The 16291-nt window shown below is 70.9% G+C and carries 15 protein-coding genes; 8 read left to right on the forward strand and 7 right to left on the reverse strand.

The annotated features are described in order from the left end of the window. The first annotated feature begins 2 nt into the window (after positions 1 to 2). A complete protein-coding gene (locus PUW82_RS13470; RefSeq protein WP_274222784.1) occupies positions 3 to 572 on the forward strand; it encodes a GNAT family N-acetyltransferase in 570 nt (189 codons plus the stop codon). 16 nt (positions 573 to 588) lie between these two features. Here the strand turns inward: PUW82_RS13470 and PUW82_RS13475 are convergent, their stop codons facing one another. Next, on the reverse strand, positions 589 to 2508 hold the full coding sequence (locus tag PUW82_RS13475; protein ID WP_274222785.1) for a BglG family transcription antiterminator: 1920 nt from the start codon (positions 2506 to 2508) through the stop codon (positions 589 to 591). A gap of 107 nt (positions 2509 to 2615) precedes the next feature. On the opposite strand from PUW82_RS13475, the gene PUW82_RS13480 reads away from it, so the two are divergent. The 7 genes from PUW82_RS13480 to PUW82_RS13510 all read left to right on the forward strand — a co-directional run bounded on the left by PUW82_RS13480 (position 2616) and on the right by PUW82_RS13510 (position 9048). Continuing rightward, entirely contained in the window at positions 2616 to 2969 is a 354-nt protein-coding gene (locus PUW82_RS13480; protein ID WP_274222786.1) for a PTS sugar transporter subunit IIB, read from the forward strand. Continuing rightward, positions 2966 to 3238 carry an HPr family phosphocarrier protein gene (locus PUW82_RS13485; protein ID WP_274222787.1) on the forward strand — a complete coding sequence of 91 codons (273 nt, stop codon included), beginning with the start codon at positions 2966 to 2968 and terminating at the stop codon, positions 3236 to 3238. Before PUW82_RS13480 ends, PUW82_RS13485 begins: the two co-directional genes overlap by 4 nt. 50 nt (positions 3239 to 3288) lie before the next feature. After that, positions 3289 to 4944, forward strand: coding sequence for a phosphoenolpyruvate--protein phosphotransferase (gene ptsP, locus PUW82_RS13490; protein ID WP_274222788.1), 1656 nt, complete (start codon positions 3289 to 3291; stop codon positions 4942 to 4944). A gap of 25 nt (positions 4945 to 4969) precedes the next feature. Further along, positions 4970 to 6553: a PTS mannitol transporter subunit IIBC gene (locus PUW82_RS13495; protein ID WP_274222789.1), complete on the forward strand. Its 1584-nt coding sequence runs from the start codon at positions 4970 to 4972 to the stop codon at positions 6551 to 6553. 88 nt (positions 6554 to 6641) lie between these two features. Further along, positions 6642 to 7079: a PTS mannitol transporter subunit IIA gene (locus PUW82_RS13500; protein ID WP_274222790.1), complete on the forward strand. Its 438-nt coding sequence runs from the start codon at positions 6642 to 6644 to the stop codon at positions 7077 to 7079. Then, positions 7076 to 8242, forward strand: coding sequence for a mannitol-1-phosphate 5-dehydrogenase (locus tag PUW82_RS13505; RefSeq protein WP_274222791.1), 1167 nt, complete (start codon positions 7076 to 7078; stop codon positions 8240 to 8242). Before PUW82_RS13500 ends, PUW82_RS13505 begins: the two co-directional genes overlap by 4 nt. After that, entirely contained in the window at positions 8239 to 9048 is an 810-nt protein-coding gene (locus PUW82_RS13510) for an alpha/beta hydrolase (protein WP_274222792.1), read from the forward strand. The genes PUW82_RS13505 and PUW82_RS13510 overlap by 4 nt, the downstream gene beginning before the upstream one ends. A 214-nt stretch (positions 9049 to 9262) precedes the next feature. Here PUW82_RS13510 and PUW82_RS13515 read toward each other — a convergent pair whose 3' ends face one another. The 6 genes from PUW82_RS13515 to PUW82_RS13540 all read right to left on the reverse strand — a co-directional run bounded on the left by PUW82_RS13515 (position 9263) and on the right by PUW82_RS13540 (position 16281). Then, positions 9263 to 10378 carry an adenosine deaminase gene (locus PUW82_RS13515; RefSeq protein ID WP_274222793.1) on the reverse strand — a complete coding sequence of 372 codons (1116 nt, stop codon included), beginning with the start codon at positions 10376 to 10378 and terminating at the stop codon, positions 9263 to 9265. A gap of 69 nt (positions 10379 to 10447) precedes the next feature. Then, positions 10448 to 11764 (reverse strand): thymidine phosphorylase, encoded by a 1317-nt coding sequence (locus PUW82_RS13520; RefSeq protein ID WP_274222794.1) that lies wholly within the window; start codon positions 11762 to 11764, stop codon positions 10448 to 10450. After that, positions 11761 to 12162, reverse strand: coding sequence for a cytidine deaminase (locus tag PUW82_RS13525; protein ID WP_274222971.1), 402 nt, complete (start codon positions 12160 to 12162; stop codon positions 11761 to 11763). Before PUW82_RS13525 ends, PUW82_RS13520 begins: the two co-directional genes overlap by 4 nt. An 8-nt stretch (positions 12163 to 12170) precedes the next feature. Then, positions 12171 to 13457: an ABC transporter permease gene (locus PUW82_RS13530; protein WP_274222795.1), complete on the reverse strand. Its 1287-nt coding sequence runs from the start codon at positions 13455 to 13457 to the stop codon at positions 12171 to 12173. Beyond that, entirely contained in the window at positions 13454 to 14770 is a 1317-nt protein-coding gene (locus PUW82_RS13535; protein WP_274222796.1) for an ABC transporter permease, read from the reverse strand. Before PUW82_RS13535 ends, PUW82_RS13530 begins: the two co-directional genes overlap by 4 nt. After that, positions 14767 to 16281: an ABC transporter ATP-binding protein gene (locus PUW82_RS13540; protein WP_274222797.1), complete on the reverse strand. Its 1515-nt coding sequence runs from the start codon at positions 16279 to 16281 to the stop codon at positions 14767 to 14769. The genes PUW82_RS13535 and PUW82_RS13540 overlap by 4 nt, the downstream gene beginning before the upstream one ends. Positions 16282 to 16291: the final 10 nt, after the last annotated feature.

Consider the following 16291-nt stretch of genomic DNA (forward strand, 5'->3'; position numbering starts at 1 on the left):
GGATGCTGCTGACCGACCCGATCGAGCTGGCCGACGACCACGTGCGCCTGGTGCCGCTCGCGGCCGAGCACGCCGACGACCTCGCTCGGGCCACCGTCGGGCTGGAGTACGCCTGGTACACGTCGGCCCCCGCGTCCGTGCCCGACGACATCGCGCAGCGACTCGCCTGGCGCGACGAGGGGCACATGAACCCGTTCGCGGTCGTGCGCGACGGTGTCGCCGTCGGGATGACGACGTTCTGCAACATCGATCAGTCCCATCGCCGCGTCGAGATCGGTCACACGTGGCTCTCGCCCACCGTCCAGCGGACAGCGGTCAACACGGCGGCCAAGCGTCTGCTGCTCGGGCACGCCTTCGAGGCCTGCGACGCCATCGCCGTGGAGTTCCGCACGTCGTGGCACAACCGGCAGTCGCGCGCGGCTATCGAGCGACTCGGGGCGAAGCAGGACGGCGTCCTGCGCAACCACCGGATCGGGCCGAACGGGACGCTGCGCGACACCGTCGTCTATTCGATCCTCCCGCACGAGTGGCCCGCGGTGAAGCTGGGGCTCGACGCGCGCCTCGCCGGCTGACCCGGGCCGGCTCGCGTCAGCCGTCGACGACGGCGGCGAGCTCGTCCAGGAACGCCCCGAAGCTCGTGCCGCGGCGGACGAGCCGCTGCACGCTCTCGCGCTCGCTGAAGACCTCGACCAGCTGCTCGAACACGGTCTGGAACGCCGCGCGATCGGACTCCGAGAACGCGACCATCGCGACGACCTGCACGCGGCCGTCGCCCCACGCGATCGAGGGGTCGGCGATCCCGAGCGAGATCGCGGTGCGGGTCGCGGTCATGCCGATCGCGTGCGGCACCGCGAGGGCGTCGGTGAACGCCGTCGACGAGAGCTTCTCGCGCTCGATGGTGCGCTCGATGTAGTCGTCGTCGATGATGCCGCCGTCGACGAGGAGCGAGCCGAGCTGCCGGATGACCGCGTCCTCGCCGCCGGCGCCGTCGAGACCGCGCACGAATGCCGCGGGGTCGAAGTAGCGCTCGAGCTCGGCCCGCAGGCGTGCGAGGCGCCGCGCCCGGCGCACCCGGCCGGCCGCCGCCTGTACGCGGTCGATGTCGGCGTCGGTGAGGAACGGCTGGATGTGCACGATGCGATCGCTCATCACCGGCGGCGCGATCGTGGAGAGGATCAGGTCGGTGTCGATCGAGGCCCAGTCGGGGTCGACCCGGGTCTCGACGCCGACGACGTCGAGGGCCTGCCCGAGCGAGCGGTCGACGCTCGAGCGCAGCAGCTCGTGGAGCTCGTAGTACCCGGGGCACACGATCGTCGCCGTCAGCGCCTGCGCCGAGAGCCGGCTGCGCTCGAGGCGCCCGCCGACGTGCATGGCGATGTAGGCGATCTCGTCGTCGAGCAACGGGATGCCGAGCAGTCCGCGCAACGCGTCGGCGATGTACACCGCCACCTCGAAGATCATCGGGTAGGTCGTCTTGAGCGAACGAGTCAGGGGGTTGCGCGACCACGCCTGCTCGCGTGCGCGGTGTCGCAGGTTCTGCACGTGCAGCGACAGGCGCAGCACGAAGTCCTCCTGGTCGATGTCGACGAGGAACTCCGCGGCCGCGCGGCGGACGACGTCGCGCACCGCGGTCGCGACATCGGAATCGATCCGCTCGCGGATGAGGGCGGCGGGCTCGGTCGCGCCGGGTGCGACGACCCGGGTGAGCACGAGCGCGGCGAGGTGCTGACGGTCGCCCGAGCCGAGCACGACGCCCAGGTGACGACGGGTGAGGCGGTCGAGGATGTCGCCGACCTCGGCCCGGAACGCGGCATCGTCGGCCTCGGCGACGTCGAGCGCGCGACCCCGCGTGATCCGGTCGGCCGCGATCGCGATGTGCATGACGACGTCGCCGATGCCGAACTCGTTGACGAAGTAGCCGAGCTCGGTCAGCTCGGCGACGAGGTCGTCCTTGAACGGCCCGAAGGCCACCGCGCCGACCGATCTCTCGCCGAGGGTGCGGCGCAGACTGTCGAGGTCGAACGAGCCGTCGTCGGTCTCCTCGTGGGCGAGGCGGCTGAGCAGCCGCCGCTGCGCCGTCTCCGTACCTCGCAGGCGAGCCCGCGACGCGGTGCGCTCAAGGCTGAGCTCGGTGCCGCCCAGCAGGCCGCGCACGCGTCCGAGGTCGGCGTCGATCGTCGCGGGGCTCACGAAGAAGGCATCCGCGGTCTCGAACACGTCGATACCGTCGGGCGCATCGAGCAGCGAGCGCACGAGCCGGTGCAGCCGCTCGCGGGGCGTGCCGCCGTCGCCGACGTGCACCGCCGAACCGCTGTCAGGGCCGGCGCGATACCCCTGCGGCCCCGACTCCACGACGACACCGTCGGGCACCCGTGCGTTGAGCGCCGTGACGTAGCTGCGGATCGATCGCGGGGTCACCCCGATCGCGTCGGCGAGCCCCGAAGCGGTCACCCAATCGCCGTCGCGCACGAGGATCGCGAGTACGCGATCCTGCCGGCTCCTGGTCACGCTCCCATTCCATCATGGCCGGGCCTGTCTTCCGCCCCCGCGGAAGCAGGAATGGGTTGTCTCCTCCCAGGTCTCTCACAAGAATTGTCGGAGGAGGAGGCGGGTCGATGAGGATCCTGGTCGTATGCGGCGCTGGTGCGTCGAGTACCTTCGTCGCACAGCGGGTTCGCCATGCGGCGCAGGCGAGCGGCCTCGACATCACCGCCACCGCCGGAACCGAGCAGTCACTGCCGATCGATCTCGACGCGGCGGATGTCGTTCTCGTCGGACCCCAGCTCATCCCGAAGCTGGACCGGATCACCGAGGCCGCGGCTGCTCGCGGAACGCGCGTCATCCTGATGCCCAGCGACATCTTCCGAGATCTCGACGGCACCCGGACGCTCGCGCTGGTCACCGAGCCGGCTCCTCCTCACCCCCGTTCCAGCACCGACATCCCTTCAACGGAGAGGACCTCCTCATGAGCGAGGCATCGCGCACCGTCCGCATCGGATCGTCCAACGGGCTGCACGCCCGACCTGCCAAGCTGTTCGCGCAGGCGGTCAAGCAGTCCGGCGCGGATGTCACGATCGCCAAGGGATCCGGCTCGCCCGTCAACGCGGCGAGCATCCTCGGGGTCATCGCACTCGGCGTCGAGTACGGCGACTACGTGACCCTGACCGCCGGTGGCGAGAACGCCGAGAACGTCCTGGACGAACTCGCCGATCTGCTCGCCACCGACCACGACGAGTGACGACGAACGACTACTGATACGAAAACGGACGAGACGAAGGAGATCGAGCAATGAGTGAGCTTCGCGGAGTGGGCATCGGCCTGGGTGTCGCACAGGGACCGATCGCGCGGATGGCGGAGCCGCTTCCGGCGCCGAAGGACGAGGCATCCACCCGGACCCTCGACGAGGAGACGACGCGCGTCAAGGATGCCGTCGCCGCCGTGGCACGGGAACTCGAACAGCGTGGCGCGCAGGCCGGCGGAGCCGCCCGCGACGTCCTCGAGGCCCAGGCCATGATGGCCGAGGACCCGAGCCTCGAAGCCGAGGTCGCCTCGCGCCTGCAGGCCGGCAAGACCGGCGAGTTCGCCGTCTACGACGCCTTCGCCTCGTTCCGCGACACCCTCTCCGCCATGGGCGGCTACCTCGGCGAGCGCGCCGCCGACCTCGACGATGTCGCTCAGCGCGTCATCGCCCACCTGCGCGGCGTCCCCGCCCCTGGCGTGCCCGAGCCCGGCCACCCCTTCGTCCTGGTGGCCAAGGACCTCGCCCCCGCCGATACCGCGCTGCTGGACCTCGACATGGTCCTCGCGCTCGTCACCTCCGAGGGCGGCCCCACCTCGCACACCGCGATCCTCGCCCGCGAGAAGTCGATCGTCGCCGTCGTCGGCGTCACCGAAGCCGCCGCGCTCGCCGACGGACAGACCGTCATCGTCGACGCCGCCAAGGGTGTCGTCACCACCGACCCCAGCGACGACGAGCTCGCGCAGGCGCAGAACCGCGCCGACGAGCGCAAGTCGGCGGCATCCGCGCCCATCACTCCCGGCGCGCTGTCGGACGGCACCGCCATCCCGCTGCTGGCCAACCTCGGCAAGCCCGAGGGCGCGGCGCAGGCCGTCGAGCTCGGCGCCGAGGGCGTCGGCCTCTTCCGCACCGAGTTCCTCTTCCTCAGCTCGTCGCAGGCGCCCACCGTTGCGCAGCAGCGCGAGGCGTACACGAAGCTGCTGCAGGCGTTCCCCGGCCAGAAGGTCGTCGTCCGCGCCCTGGATGCCGGTGCCGACAAGCCCCTCGCGTTCCTCAACGACGCGCACGAGGAGAACCCCGCGCTCGGCCTCCGCGGCCTGCGCGCCCTGCGCGCCAGCGAGGACATCCTGCGCGAGCAGCTGACCGCCCTTGCCGAAGCCGACGCCGCGACCGACGCCGACCTGTGGGTCATGGCGCCGATGGTGTCGACGGTCGAGGAGACCGAGTACTTCGTCTCGATCGCCCGCGAGTACGGCGTCAAGACCGCCGGTGTGATGGTCGAGGTGCCCTCGTCGGCGCTGCTGGCCGACCACGTCCTCAAGATCGCCGACTTCGCCTCGATCGGCACCAACGACCTCACCCAGTACACCCTCGCCGCCGACCGGCTGCTCGGTTCGGTGTCGTCGTTCCAGGACCCCTGGCACCCGGCCGTGCTGCGCCTCATCCACGAGACCGGCAAGGCGGGCCAGGCCAACGGCAAGCCCGTGGGCATCTGCGGCGAAGCCGCAGCCGACCCGCTGCTGGCCGTCGTGCTCGTGGGCCTCGGCGCCACGAGCCTGTCGATGGCGCCCACCGCGCTCGCCGACGTCCGCGCCACCCTGCTCAACCACAGCCTCGACGACGCCCGACGCATCGCCGAAGCGGCTCTGACCGCGACCGACGCGGCATCCGCACGAGCGGCCGCCCAGCAGGCCGCCGGCATCTGACCCGCACCAGAAGGAGAAACCAGAAATGACAACGACGTCAACGTCAACCTCGGGAGGTGGGGTCCGGGTCCGCGTTCAGCGGTTCGGAACCTTCCTCTCGGGAATGGTCATGCCCAACATCGCGGCCTTCATCGCGTGGGGTCTGATCACCGCCCTGTTCATCGACACCGGGTGGGTCGGCCAGGACGGCCCCATCGGGGCCTGGCAGTGGGCCGACTCCCGCATGCTCGGCGGCGGGATCACCCCCGACGGCACCGAGTGGACCGGCCTCGTCGGTCCGATCATCACCTACCTGCTCCCCACGCTGATCGCATACACCGGTGGCCGCATGGTCTTCGGCGTCCGCGGCGGCGTCGTCGGCGCAGTCGCGGCCATGGGCGTCATCGTGGGCGCCTCGGGGACGATCATGTTCCTCGGCGCCATGGTCGCAGGTCCCCTGACCGCCCTGGCACTGAAGTGGATCGAGAAGCTCTGGGCGGGCAAGGTCCGCGCCGGCTTCGAGATGCTCGTCGACAACTTCAGCGCCGGCTTCGTGGCGTTCTTCGCGGCACTGGCAGCCTTCTTCTGGCTCGCCCCGGTGATGAAGTTCGTCACCGACGTGCTCGGCGGCGCCGTCGGCTTCCTCGTCGACCGCGGCCTGATCCCGCTGGCGAGCATCATCGTCGAGCCCGCGAAGGTGCTGTTCCTCAACAACGCCATCAACCACGGCGTGTTCACCCCGCTCGGAACCCAGGAGTCGCTCGAGACCGGGAAGAGCCTGCTCTTCCTCGTCGAGGCGAACCCCGGCCCGGGTGCCGGCCTCCTGCTCGCGATCTCCGTCTTCGGCGTGGGCATCGCGCGCGGCACCGCACCGGGTGCGTTCATCATCCAGTTCTTCGGCGGCATCCACGAGGTGTACTTCCCGTACGTGCTGGCGAAGCCCATCCTGATCGTCGCGCTCATCGCCGGTGGCGCCAGTGGTGTGGCCACCAACGCCATCTTCGGCTCCGGCCTGGTCGCGGCGGCCTCGCCGGGATCGATCTTCGCGGTGCTCATCCAGACCGCGCCGGGCAGCCACCTCGGCGTCATCCTCTCGGTGATCATCTCGGCCGGTGTGACCTTCGCCGTCTCGGCGGCGATCCTGCTGGCCAGCCGTAAGCGCGACCTCGCTCGCGAGCAGGCTGGTGAAGGCAACTTCCAGGACGCCATCGCACGCACCGAGGCCAACAAGGGCAAGAGCTCGGAGGCCCTCTCGGGTCTGCGCGCATCGGGCGCCGCCGCCGCCACCGGCGCGGCCGCCGAGACCGGCACCGGCACCACGACGGCGACCAAGCCGATCCAGTCGATCGTGTTCGCGTGCGACGCGGGCATGGGCTCGTCGGCGATGGGCGCGAGCGTCCTGCGCAACAAGTTCAAGAAGGCCGGCATCGAGGACGTCACGGTCGTCAACAAGGCGATCGCGAACCTCGATGGCACCGCCGACCTGGTCATCACGCAGCAGCAGCTGACCGACCGCGCCAAGGCGCAGAACCCCGCAGCGGTTCACGTGTCGGTGGACAACTTCATGAACTCGCCGAAGTACGACGAGGTCGTGGAGATGGTCCGCAAGCAGCACGACGCCGACGCGTAGGCTCGAACCCCAGACTCGGGGCCGGAGCGGTCCGTCCGCTCCGGCCCCGAGTCATACCCCCCAGCACCACCCCTCAGAGGAGACAGACATGGCACGTGAGGTCCTGAACATCGGTCAGATCCGCATCCACTCCGGAAGCGCCACCCGCGAGGAGGCGATGCAGGAGGCGGCCGACATCCTCGAGTCCGCCGGCGCGGTCACCTCGGCGTACTTCGACGCCATGCAGCAGCGCGAGCTGACGGTCTCCACGTACATGGGGAACGAGCTGGCCATCCCCCACGGCACCAACGAGACGAAGGACGCGATCCTCGACTCGGCACTGTCGTTCGTCCGCTACGACGGCGGGGTCGACTGGAACGGCGAGGCCGTGACCTTCGTGGTCGGCATCGCCGGCAAGGGCGACGAGCACCTCGACATCCTGTCGCAGATCGCCCTGCTCTTCTCGGAGGAGGACGACGTCGCGCGCCTCAAGGCCGCGCAGACCCCCGAAGAGCTGTTCGACCTCCTCTCGTCGGTGAACCAGTGAGCACCGCGGTCCACTTCGGCGCGGGCAACATCGGGCGCGGCTTCGTCGGCCTGCTGCTGCACGAGGGCGGCTACGACCTCGTCTTCTCCGACGTCGCCGCTCCCCTCGTCGACGCGATCAACGCCGCGTCGGAGTACACGGTGCACGAGGTCGGCGACGGAGGTGTCGACAAGGTCGTGACCGGGTTCCGCGCGCTCAACAGCGCGGCCGACCCCCAAGCCGTGGCAGACGCCGTCGCCACCGCCGACGTGGTGACCACCGCCGTCGGTCCCACGGTCCTGAAGTTCATCGCCCCGCACATCCTCGCCGGGCTCGCGCTGCGCGACCCCGCCGCCGCTCCCCTCGCGGTCATGGCGTGCGAGAACGCCATCGGCGCGACCGACCTGCTGCGCGACGAGATCCGGGCTCAAGCCGGCGACGCATGGGAGGCCGTCTCGGGCCGGGCTGTCTTCGCCAACACCGCGGTCGACCGCATCGTCCCCGCCCAGCCTGCGGACGGCGGCGTCGACGTGACCGTCGAGCCGTTCTTCGAGTGGGCCATCGAGGCGGGACCGTTCGGCGACGCACTGCCGCGCATCCCCGGCGCGCACTTCGTCGACGACCTCGAGCCCTACATCGAGCGCAAGCTGTTCACCGTCAACACCGGGCACGCCACCACCGCGTACTTCGGCGCGCAGGCCGGCACGAGCACCATCGCCGAGTCGCTCGCGGTGCCCGAGATCGCCGCCTCCGTCGCCGCTGCGCTGGAGGAGACCTCGGCGCTGCTCGAGCGCAAGCACGGCCTCGACCCCGCCGAGCTCGCCGCGTACCGGGCCACGATCCTCCGCCGCTTCGCGAACCCCGAGCTGCCCGACACCGTCGGCCGCGTCGGACGCCAGCCGCTGCGCAAGCTCTCGCGACACGAACGCTTCATCGGACCGGCGGCCGAAGCAGCCGAGCTCGGCCTCTCCGTCGACGCCCTGGTGGCAGCCGTGGGCGCCGCGCTCGCGTTCGACGAGCCCGAGGACCCGCAGTCCGTCGAGCTGCAGGAACGCCTGCGGACGGAGGATGCCGCGACCCTCACGGCATCCGTCACGGGTCTCGAGCCGCATCACCCGCTGTTCGCCCGCGTCGAGGCCGCCGTCACCGCGCGGCAGACCGCGATGGGCACCGACGCTCGATGAGCGACGCGACGCCGGGCTCCCCCGCGACCGGTGACGCCGGTTCGACGGCGGAGACCCGGCGTCGCCCGCGTGCGCGCCGGCTGCTCCTCATCGCGCTCAGCGTGGTGGTCGGTCTGCTGCTGGCCGGCATCATCGGCATCCTGATCTGGAGTCAGGTCGGCGTCATGTCGGCCGAGCCCGGACCTCTCGACGACGTGCGCAGCGACGACCGCGTCGCGATGTCCGAGGTCGACGGCAGCATCGTCATCACGCCCGCGGCCGAGACGTCGGGGGTCGGGCTGGTGTTCGTGCCCGGCGCGAAGGTCGAAGCCGAGGCCTATGCCGCGATCCTGGCGGGCGTCGTCGCGGACGAGGGCGTGACCGTCGTCATCGCCCGCCCGTGGCTGAACCTCGCGTTCTTCGACCCGCGACCGCTGACGTCGTTCACCGACCTCGTGCCGGACGTGTCGACCTGGCTCGTCGGCGGGCACTCCCTCGGCGGTGTGCGGGCCTGCCAGCTGGCCCCCGACGCCGACGGCCTGGTGCTGTTCGCGTCGTACTGCGCGAACGACCTCGCCGAAGCGGATCTGCCCGTTCTCAGCCTCTCGGGCTCCGAGGACGGCCTGACCACGCCGCAGAAGGTCGACGACAACCGCGGCCTGCTTCCGGCGGACGCCGCGCTGATCGAGATCCCCGGCGCCAGCCACGCGTCGTTCGGCGACTACGGTCCCCAGGCCGGAGACGGCACCCCGACGATCTCGGACGCCGACATGCGCGCCGACGTCACCGCCGCCCTCGCCGACCTGGTCGCCACTCTGCCCCGCTGAGCCCGGGCGGTGGCGGCCTGAGCCCGGGCGGTGGCTCGCGCCGGCACCAACTCCTCAAATCCCCAGGGAGTCGCCGCCAATCGGGCGGCATACGGGCTTCGGCCGTCGGTTTCTGAGGAGTTGGCGCTGCCGAGAGACCGAGCATCGGCTCGCCACCGGCCGACAGCCGCGGCGTGCCCCCGAGTAGGCGGGCGCCCCGCACCGGTGCCGGCGGTCAGCGGGCGAAGCCCTCGGCGATGATCTCGATCAGCTCCTCGCGCTCCTCGACGGAGAGGAACGCGCCGGCGGCGGCGTTGAGCTGGAAGGCCTGCAGATCGTCGAGATCGTACTCGAACGTCTGGGCCAGCGTCGCGAGTTCGCGGGTGAGCGAGGTGCGGCTCTGCGTGCGGTTGTCGACGTTCACGGTGACCGAGAACCCGAGCTGATAGAGCAGGTCGAACGGGTGGTCCTCCCACTGCGTGCCCCAGGCCTCGATGGCGCCGGTCTGCAGGTTCGACGAGGGCGACAGCTCGAGCGGGATCTCGCGGTCGCGCACCCAGCGAGCGAGGTCGCCGAACTGCACCAGCACCTCTTCGCCCGCGCGCGAGACGACGTTGAGGTCCGAGGCGATGCGTACCCCGTGCCCGAGGCGCAGGGCCCGGCCGTCGATGATGGCGGAGCGGATCGAGTCGAGGCCCGCCGCCTCGCCGGCGTGGACCGTCACCGGGAAGAACTCCGACGCGAGGTAGTCGAACGCGGCGCGGTGCTGCGCGGGCAGGAACCCGTCCTCGGGCCCGGCGATGTCGAAGCCCGAGACGCCGTTCGCGCGGTTGGCGACGGCCAGCTGCGCGATCTCGAGCGAGCGCCCCTCCTGCCGCATCGCCGAGAGGATCTGCCCGACTCGGATGTCGTGGCCGTCGGACTCCGCGGCATCCTCGCCCTCTTCGATGCCTTCCTGCACAGCGTCGACGGCGTCCTGCAGCGACACTCCGCTCCGCAGGTGCTGTTCGGGCGCCCAACGCACCTCGCCGTAGACGACGCCGTCGGCGGCGAGGTCGGTGACGAACTCGCGCGCGATCCGGCGGAGCCCGTCACGCGTCTGCATGACGGCCAACGCCACCTCGAACGTCTCGATGTAGTCGACGAGCGAACCGGAGTCGCTCTGCTCCTCGAACCAGTCGGCGAGGTCGTCCGCATCGGCCTCGGGCGGCGCGTACCCGATCTCATCCGCCAGCTCGACGATCGTCGCGGGGCGCACGCCGCCGTCGAGGTGGTCGTGCAACGACACCTTCGGCAGCGAGCGCACCGAGACGCCCTGCAGCTTCGTGTCGGCGTGCTGTTCGATCGGCATGGCGGCTCCTTCGGGTCGTGCGGGCGGGGCTGATGTGTCGCGGTGGCGGAGGACGGGTGCCGGTGGGCGTCAGGCGGTGATGCGTTCGAGGACCAGCGGGCCCGCGGCCGGCGCGTCGTCGTCGATCTCCCACGCGCCGTGCAGCGCGTCGAGGGCGCGGTCGAACCGGGCACCATCATCGGCCAGCAGGGTGAACAGCGGCTGACCGGCCGCGACCTCGTCGCCGGGCTTGACGTGCAGGTCGATGCCCGCGGCGTGGATCACGGGATCCTGGGCGCGGGCCCGGCCGGCCCCGAGCCGCCACGCGGCGATGCCGAAGGGCAGGGCTTCGAGGCGCGAGAGCACACCCGCGGTCGGCGCCGTGACGGTGTGGGTCTCGCGGGGCGTCGGCAGCGCGGCATCCGGGTCTCCGCCCTGCGCCTGGATCATGCGGCGCCAGACGTCCATGGCCCGTCCGTCGGCCAGTGCTGCCTCGACGTCGGCGTCGGGCTGGCCCGCGAGCGCGAGCATCTCGCGGGCGAGCGCCACGGTCAGCTCGACCACGTCGGCGGGGCCGCCGCCGGCGAGCACCTCGACGGACTCGCGCACCTCGTTGGCGTTTCCGATCGCGAGGCCGAGCGGGGCGTTCATGTCGGTGAGCAGGGCGGTGGTCGCCACGCCCGAGTCGGCGCCGAGCGCGACCATCGTACGAGCGAGCTCGCGCGCCTTGTCGACATCCTTCATGAACGCGCCCGAGCCGAACTTCACATCGAGCACGAGCGACTCGGTGCCCTCGGCGATCTTCTTCGACATGATGCTCGAGGCGATGAGCGGGATGGCCTCGACGGTGCCGGTGACATCGCGCAGCGCGTAGAGGCGCTTGTCGGCGGGGGCGAGGCCCGAGCCGGCGGCGCAGATCACGGCGCCGACGTCCCGCAGCTGCGCGAACATCTCGTCGTTCGACAGCGCGGCGCGCCAGCCGGGGATCGACTCGAGCTTGTCGAGCGTGCCGCCGGTGTGCCCCAGGCCGCGGCCCGACAGCTGCGGCACGGCGACGCCGAACGCCGCGACGAGGGGCGCGAGGGGCAGGGTGATCTTGTCGCCGACACCGCCGGTGGAGTGTTTGTCGACGGTGCGCTTGCCGAGCCCGGAGAAGCTCATCCGCTCGCCCGAGGCGATCATCGCGTCGGTCATGACCCGGATCTCGTCGCGCTCCATGCCGTTGAGCAGCACGGCCATCGCGAACGCGGCCATCTGCGAGTCGGCGACGTACTCGCGGGTGTATGCGTCGATCATCCAGCGCAGGGCGTCCTCGGGGACGGCGCCACCGTCGCGCTTGGTGCGGATGACGTCGACGGCGTCGAACGCCTCGACGGCGGATGCGGATACGGCGGATTCGGCGCTCATCGGACGGTCTCCTCGAGGTCGCGGGGCCCGAAGGCGTCGGGCAGCACCTCATCGATGGTACGGATGCCCGAGACAGTCTCGAGCAGCATCCCGGGCAGGGCGAACTCGTTCAGCAGCTGCCGGCACCGGCCGCACGGCATGATGGTCTGCCCGTCGTTGTTGACGCACACGAAGGCGACGAGCTGTCCGCCGCCCGACATGTGCAGGTCGCCGACGAGGGCGCACTCGGCGCAGAGCCCGACCCCGTACGAGGCGTTCTCGACGTTGCATCCCGAGACGATGCGGCCGTCGCTGACGAGAGCCGCCGCTCCCACCTTGTAACGGGAGTACGGCGCGTAGGCGCGGGTCATGGCGTCGGTGGCGACGGCGCGCAGCTCGTCCCAGTCGATATCGGTCACGTCGGTGGTCATCCCTTGATGTACGGTTTGCCCGCCGCGGCCGGTCCACGGATCTGACCGGCGAAGCCGGCCACCGCGAGGATCGTCACCACGTACGGGAGCATGAGCATGAATTCGCTGGGGATCGGCGTCCGCAGCACGGTGAGCAGGTTCTGCAGGTTCGTGGCGAACCCGAACAGCAGCCCCGCGAGGGCCGCGCGCAGCGGGTCCCAGCGACCGAAGATGACGGCGGCCAGCGCGATGAAGCCGAGGCCGGCGGTCATCTCCTTGCCGAACTGCGGCACCGAGACGAGCGTGAAGTAGGCGCCGCCGATGCCGGCGATGGCGCCGGCGAGCGAGACATTCCAGAACCGCGTGCGGTTGACGTTGATGCCCACCGTGTCGGCGGCCTGGGGGTGCTCGCCGACGGCGCGGAGGCGCAGGCCCCACCGCGTGCGGTACAGCGCCCACGTGACGACGGCCACCGTGACGAACATGAGGTACACGATGATCGTCTGGTTGAACAGCACCGGACCGATGATCGGGATGTCGCCGAGCACCGGGATCTCCAGCCGGGTGAACCGCACCGGGCGGTTCAGCTCGCTCTCGTTGGGCACCAGCAGGGCGCCGTAAAGGAATCCGGTGAGGCCGGTGACGAGGACGTTCAGCACGACGCCGACGATGACCTGTTCGACGAGGTACTTGATCGCGAACGCGGCGAGCACGAACGACACCAGGACGCCGCCGATCATCGCGCCGATCAGACCGACGAACGGGTTGCCGGTGATGCTCGACAGCAGCGCGGCCGAGAACGCGCCGAGCAGCAGCTGCCCCTCGATTGCGACGTTCACGACGCCGACCCGCTCGCCGATGACGCCGCCGAGCGCGCCGAACACGAGCGGCACCGACAGCGACACGGCGCCGAAGAGCAGGCCCGTGACAGGCACGAGGCCGCCGGCGGCAGCCCACGTGAGGAAAGCGAAGACGCCCAGGATGCCGAACACCAGCGTCAGCCACAGCGGCACGGCGCGATAGTTCCAGGCGAGCCAGGAGGCGGTGGCCGCGAGCAGCGCGATGAGCACGAGCACCGTCCACGCCGTGAAAGCGGTCGGCACCGAGACGTCGGGCAGCCCGACCGCCGCGGAGGCGTCGCCGAGGCGGAAGGTGCTCTCGCCGTCGCGCGGCGCGAAGACGAACAGCGCCGCGAGCAGCAGCGTGACGACCGCGAGCGTGATCGGAACCTTGAGGTGCCGCTGCTTCACGGTGGCCAGGTGGATGGTTCCGTCGTCGGATGCCGTGGGGCTGAGGGTCGTCATGCCGTCACCGCCTTCTTCGCGGCCTTGGCTCGCGCTTTCGCCGCCTTCTCGAGGTCGGTCTTGGGAAGGAAGAACACCGTGCGCAGCAGCGGCGGCGCCGCGATGAAGAGCACGATCAGGGCCTGGACCACGAGCACGATGTCGACCGGGATGCCCTGCGCCTGCATCGAGAACGAGCCCGCCTTGAGGGCGCCGAACAGGATGCCGGCGGCGAAGACGCCCCACGCGCGGCTGCGCCCGAGGAGCGCCACCGTGATGGCGTCGAAGCCGATGCCGGCGTCGATGGTGTTGCTGAAGCCGGTGGTGATCGAGCCCTGGATCTGGTTCATGGCCGCGAGGCCGGCGAGCCCGCCCGCGAACAGCATGGCGTACACGTAGATGCGCTCGACGCCGATGCCCGCGGCGCGCGCCGCGTGCGGGTTCTCACCCACCGCTCGCATCCGCAGACCGAGGCTGGAGCGCTCGATGATCCACCACACCAGCACGGTCGCGGCGATGACGATGACGAAGCCCCAGTCCAGCGACGGGAAGCCCGCCCCCAGCAGCTCGGGGAACTGCGCCGATGCCGGCGTCTCGGAGGTGATCGGCTGGTTGGTGCCCGGCTTCTGCAGCAGGCCCGGGGTGCGGATCATCCACGTGACGAAGTAGAAGGCGACGTAGTTGAGCATGATCGTGAGGATGACCTCGTGCGCGCCGGTGCGCGCCTTGAGCACACCGACGATGCCGCCCCAGAGCGCACCGCCCGCGATGCCGGCGAGGAGCGTCAGCGGCAGGTGGATCCACATCGGCAGGTCGAGCCCGAAGGCGACGAACGCGGCGAAGCCGGCTCCGACGAGGATCTGCCCGCGCGCACCGATGTTGAACAGGCCGACACGGAAGGCCAGGGCGACGCCGAGGCCGGCCGCGATGAGCGGCGCGGCGAAGCCGAGCGAGTTCGTCAGGGGCCGGATCTGCGCGGCGAAGGAGTCGCCGCGGGGGTTGAACACAGCACCGCGGAAGAGCGCCTCGTAGCCGCCCGAGACGGCGGTCCAGATCGCCGCGAGGGTGTCACCGGGACGCGCGAAGAAGTAGCCGGCCGCCTCTTGCACGTCGTCGTCGGTGAAGGCGATGAGCACACCACCGGCGATCATCGCGAGCACGATCGCCAGGATCGTGGTGACGGTGCTGCCGCGCAGCAGCTCTTTGAGGAAGACGTTCGAGCGCGGCGGCGGGGCCACCTCGGGCTGTCCGGTCAGCGGGCCCGACGCGGCGGGCAGCTGCTCGGGAGCGCCGCTGCGGGCGTTCTCGTGCGCTCCGGGTGTCGAGTCGCTCATGCGGCCACCTCCGGGTGGGGTTCGCCGGCCATCATGAGGCCGAGGATGTCGCGGGGAGTGTCGGCGGGGACGATGCCGATGATCGTGCCGCGGTACATCACCGCGATGCGGTCGGCGAGGGCGGTGACCTCGTCGAGCTCGGTCGAGACGACCACGACGGGCACGCCGGCGTCCCGCGTCTCGACGATGCGCTTGTGGATGAACTCGATCGAGCCGACGTCGACGCCGCGGGTGGGCTGCGCCGCGACGAACAGACGCAGCTCGCGGCTCATCTCGCGAGCGATGACGACCTTCTGCTGGTTGCCGCCCGAGAGGGTCCCCGCGGGCGTGTGCGGCCCCTGCGTGCGGATGTCGTACTCGGCGATGCGGTCGCGGGCGAAGGACTCGAGCGCGGCGCGCCGGACGGTGCCGCCGCGCACGAACGCGGGGTCGCTCGAACGGTCGAGGATGAGGTTCTCGGCGACGGAGAATCCGCCGACGAGGCCGTCCTCCTTGCGGTCTTCCGGCACGAAACCGACACCCGCATCGAGGATGCCGCGCACGCTGCGCCCGACCAGCTCGGTGTCGCCGAGGCGGATGGAGCCCTCGATCTTGCTCGCGAGCCCGACGATGGCCTCGACCAGCTCCGTCTGTCCGTTGCCCTGCACGCCGGCGACGCCCAGGATCTCGCCCGGTCGCACGTCGAAGCTCACGCCGTCGACGACGACGGCGTCACCGGGGGTCAGCACCCGCAGGTCGCGCACGGCGAGGCCGCCCTCGCGCAGCCGCGGCGCGTCCTTGCGGACGGTGAGCTCGACGGCGCGTCCGACCATCAGCGAGGCGAGCTCCGCGTTGGTCGCGGTCGGCGAGGCCTCGCCGACGACCTTGCCCAGGCGAATGACGGTGATGCGGTCCGCGACCTCGCGGACCTCGCGCAGCTTGTGCGTGATGAACACGATCGACGTGCCCTCGTCGCGCAGCTGGCGCATGATCGCCATGAGCTCGTCGGTCTCCTGCGGGGTCAGCACGGCGGTCGGCTCGTCGAACACGAGCACCTTCGCGTCGCGCGAGAGCGCCTTGATGATCTCGACGCGCTGCTGCACGCCGACGGGAAGGTCGCCGACGACGGCGTCGGGGTCGATCTGGAAGCCGAAGCGGTCCGCGACCTCGCGGACGTGACGGCGCGCCTTGGCGAGGTCGAGGGCGCCGATGCCCTTCGTGTCCTCGTGCCCGAGCATGACGTTCTCGGCGACGGTGAAGACGGGGATGAGCATGAAGTGCTGGTGCACCATGCCGATGCCGGCGGCCATGGCGTCGCCGGGGCCGCGGAAGTTCTGGGGGGCGTCGTCGAGCAGGATCTGACCCTCGTCGGCCTGGTACAGGCCGTAGAGGACGTTCATCAGGGTCGACTTGCCCGCGCCGTTCTCGCCCAGCAGGGCGTGGATCTCGCCGGGGCGGACCACGAGGTCGATGTGGTCGTTCGCGACGAGGGTGCCGAAGCGCTTGGTGATGCCCCGGAGTTCGAGCTTCATGTTCGCCAAT

It is taken from the genome of Microbacterium thalli, from assembly GCF_028737325.1.
In the GTDB taxonomy this organism is placed as follows: Bacteria; Actinomycetota; Actinomycetes; order Actinomycetales; family Microbacteriaceae; genus Microbacterium; species Microbacterium thalli.

Excerpts from the sequence above, each read along its gene's own strand:
- PUW82_RS13470 (WP_274222784.1), top strand. The coding sequence starts at position 3 with ATGCTGCTGACCGACCCGATCGAGCTGGCCGACGACCACGTGCGCCTG.
- PUW82_RS13480 (WP_274222786.1), top strand. The coding sequence starts at position 2,616 with ATGAGGATCCTGGTCGTATGCGGCGCTGGTGCGTCGAGTACCTTCGTC.
- PUW82_RS13485 (WP_274222787.1), top strand. The coding sequence starts at position 2,966 with ATGAGCGAGGCATCGCGCACCGTCCGCATCGGATCGTCCAACGGGCTG.
- ptsP (WP_274222788.1), top strand. The coding sequence starts at position 3,289 with ATGAGTGAGCTTCGCGGAGTGGGCATCGGCCTGGGTGTCGCACAGGGA.
- PUW82_RS13495 (WP_274222789.1), top strand. The coding sequence starts at position 4,970 with ATGACAACGACGTCAACGTCAACCTCGGGAGGTGGGGTCCGGGTCCGC.
- PUW82_RS13500 (WP_274222790.1), top strand. The coding sequence starts at position 6,642 with ATGGCACGTGAGGTCCTGAACATCGGTCAGATCCGCATCCACTCCGGA.
- PUW82_RS13510 (WP_274222792.1), top strand. The coding sequence starts at position 8,239 with ATGAGCGACGCGACGCCGGGCTCCCCCGCGACCGGTGACGCCGGTTCG.
- PUW82_RS13515 (WP_274222793.1), bottom strand. The coding sequence starts at position 10,378 with ATGCCGATCGAACAGCACGCCGACACGAAGCTGCAGGGCGTCTCGGTG.
- PUW82_RS13520 (WP_274222794.1), bottom strand. The coding sequence starts at position 11,764 with ATGAGCGCCGAATCCGCCGTATCCGCATCCGCCGTCGAGGCGTTCGAC.
- PUW82_RS13530 (WP_274222795.1), bottom strand. The coding sequence starts at position 13,457 with ATGACGACCCTCAGCCCCACGGCATCCGACGACGGAACCATCCACCTG.
- PUW82_RS13535 (WP_274222796.1), bottom strand. The coding sequence starts at position 14,770 with ATGAGCGACTCGACACCCGGAGCGCACGAGAACGCCCGCAGCGGCGCT.
- PUW82_RS13540 (WP_274222797.1), bottom strand. The coding sequence starts at position 16,281 with ATGAAGCTCGAACTCCGGGGCATCACCAAGCGCTTCGGCACCCTCGTC.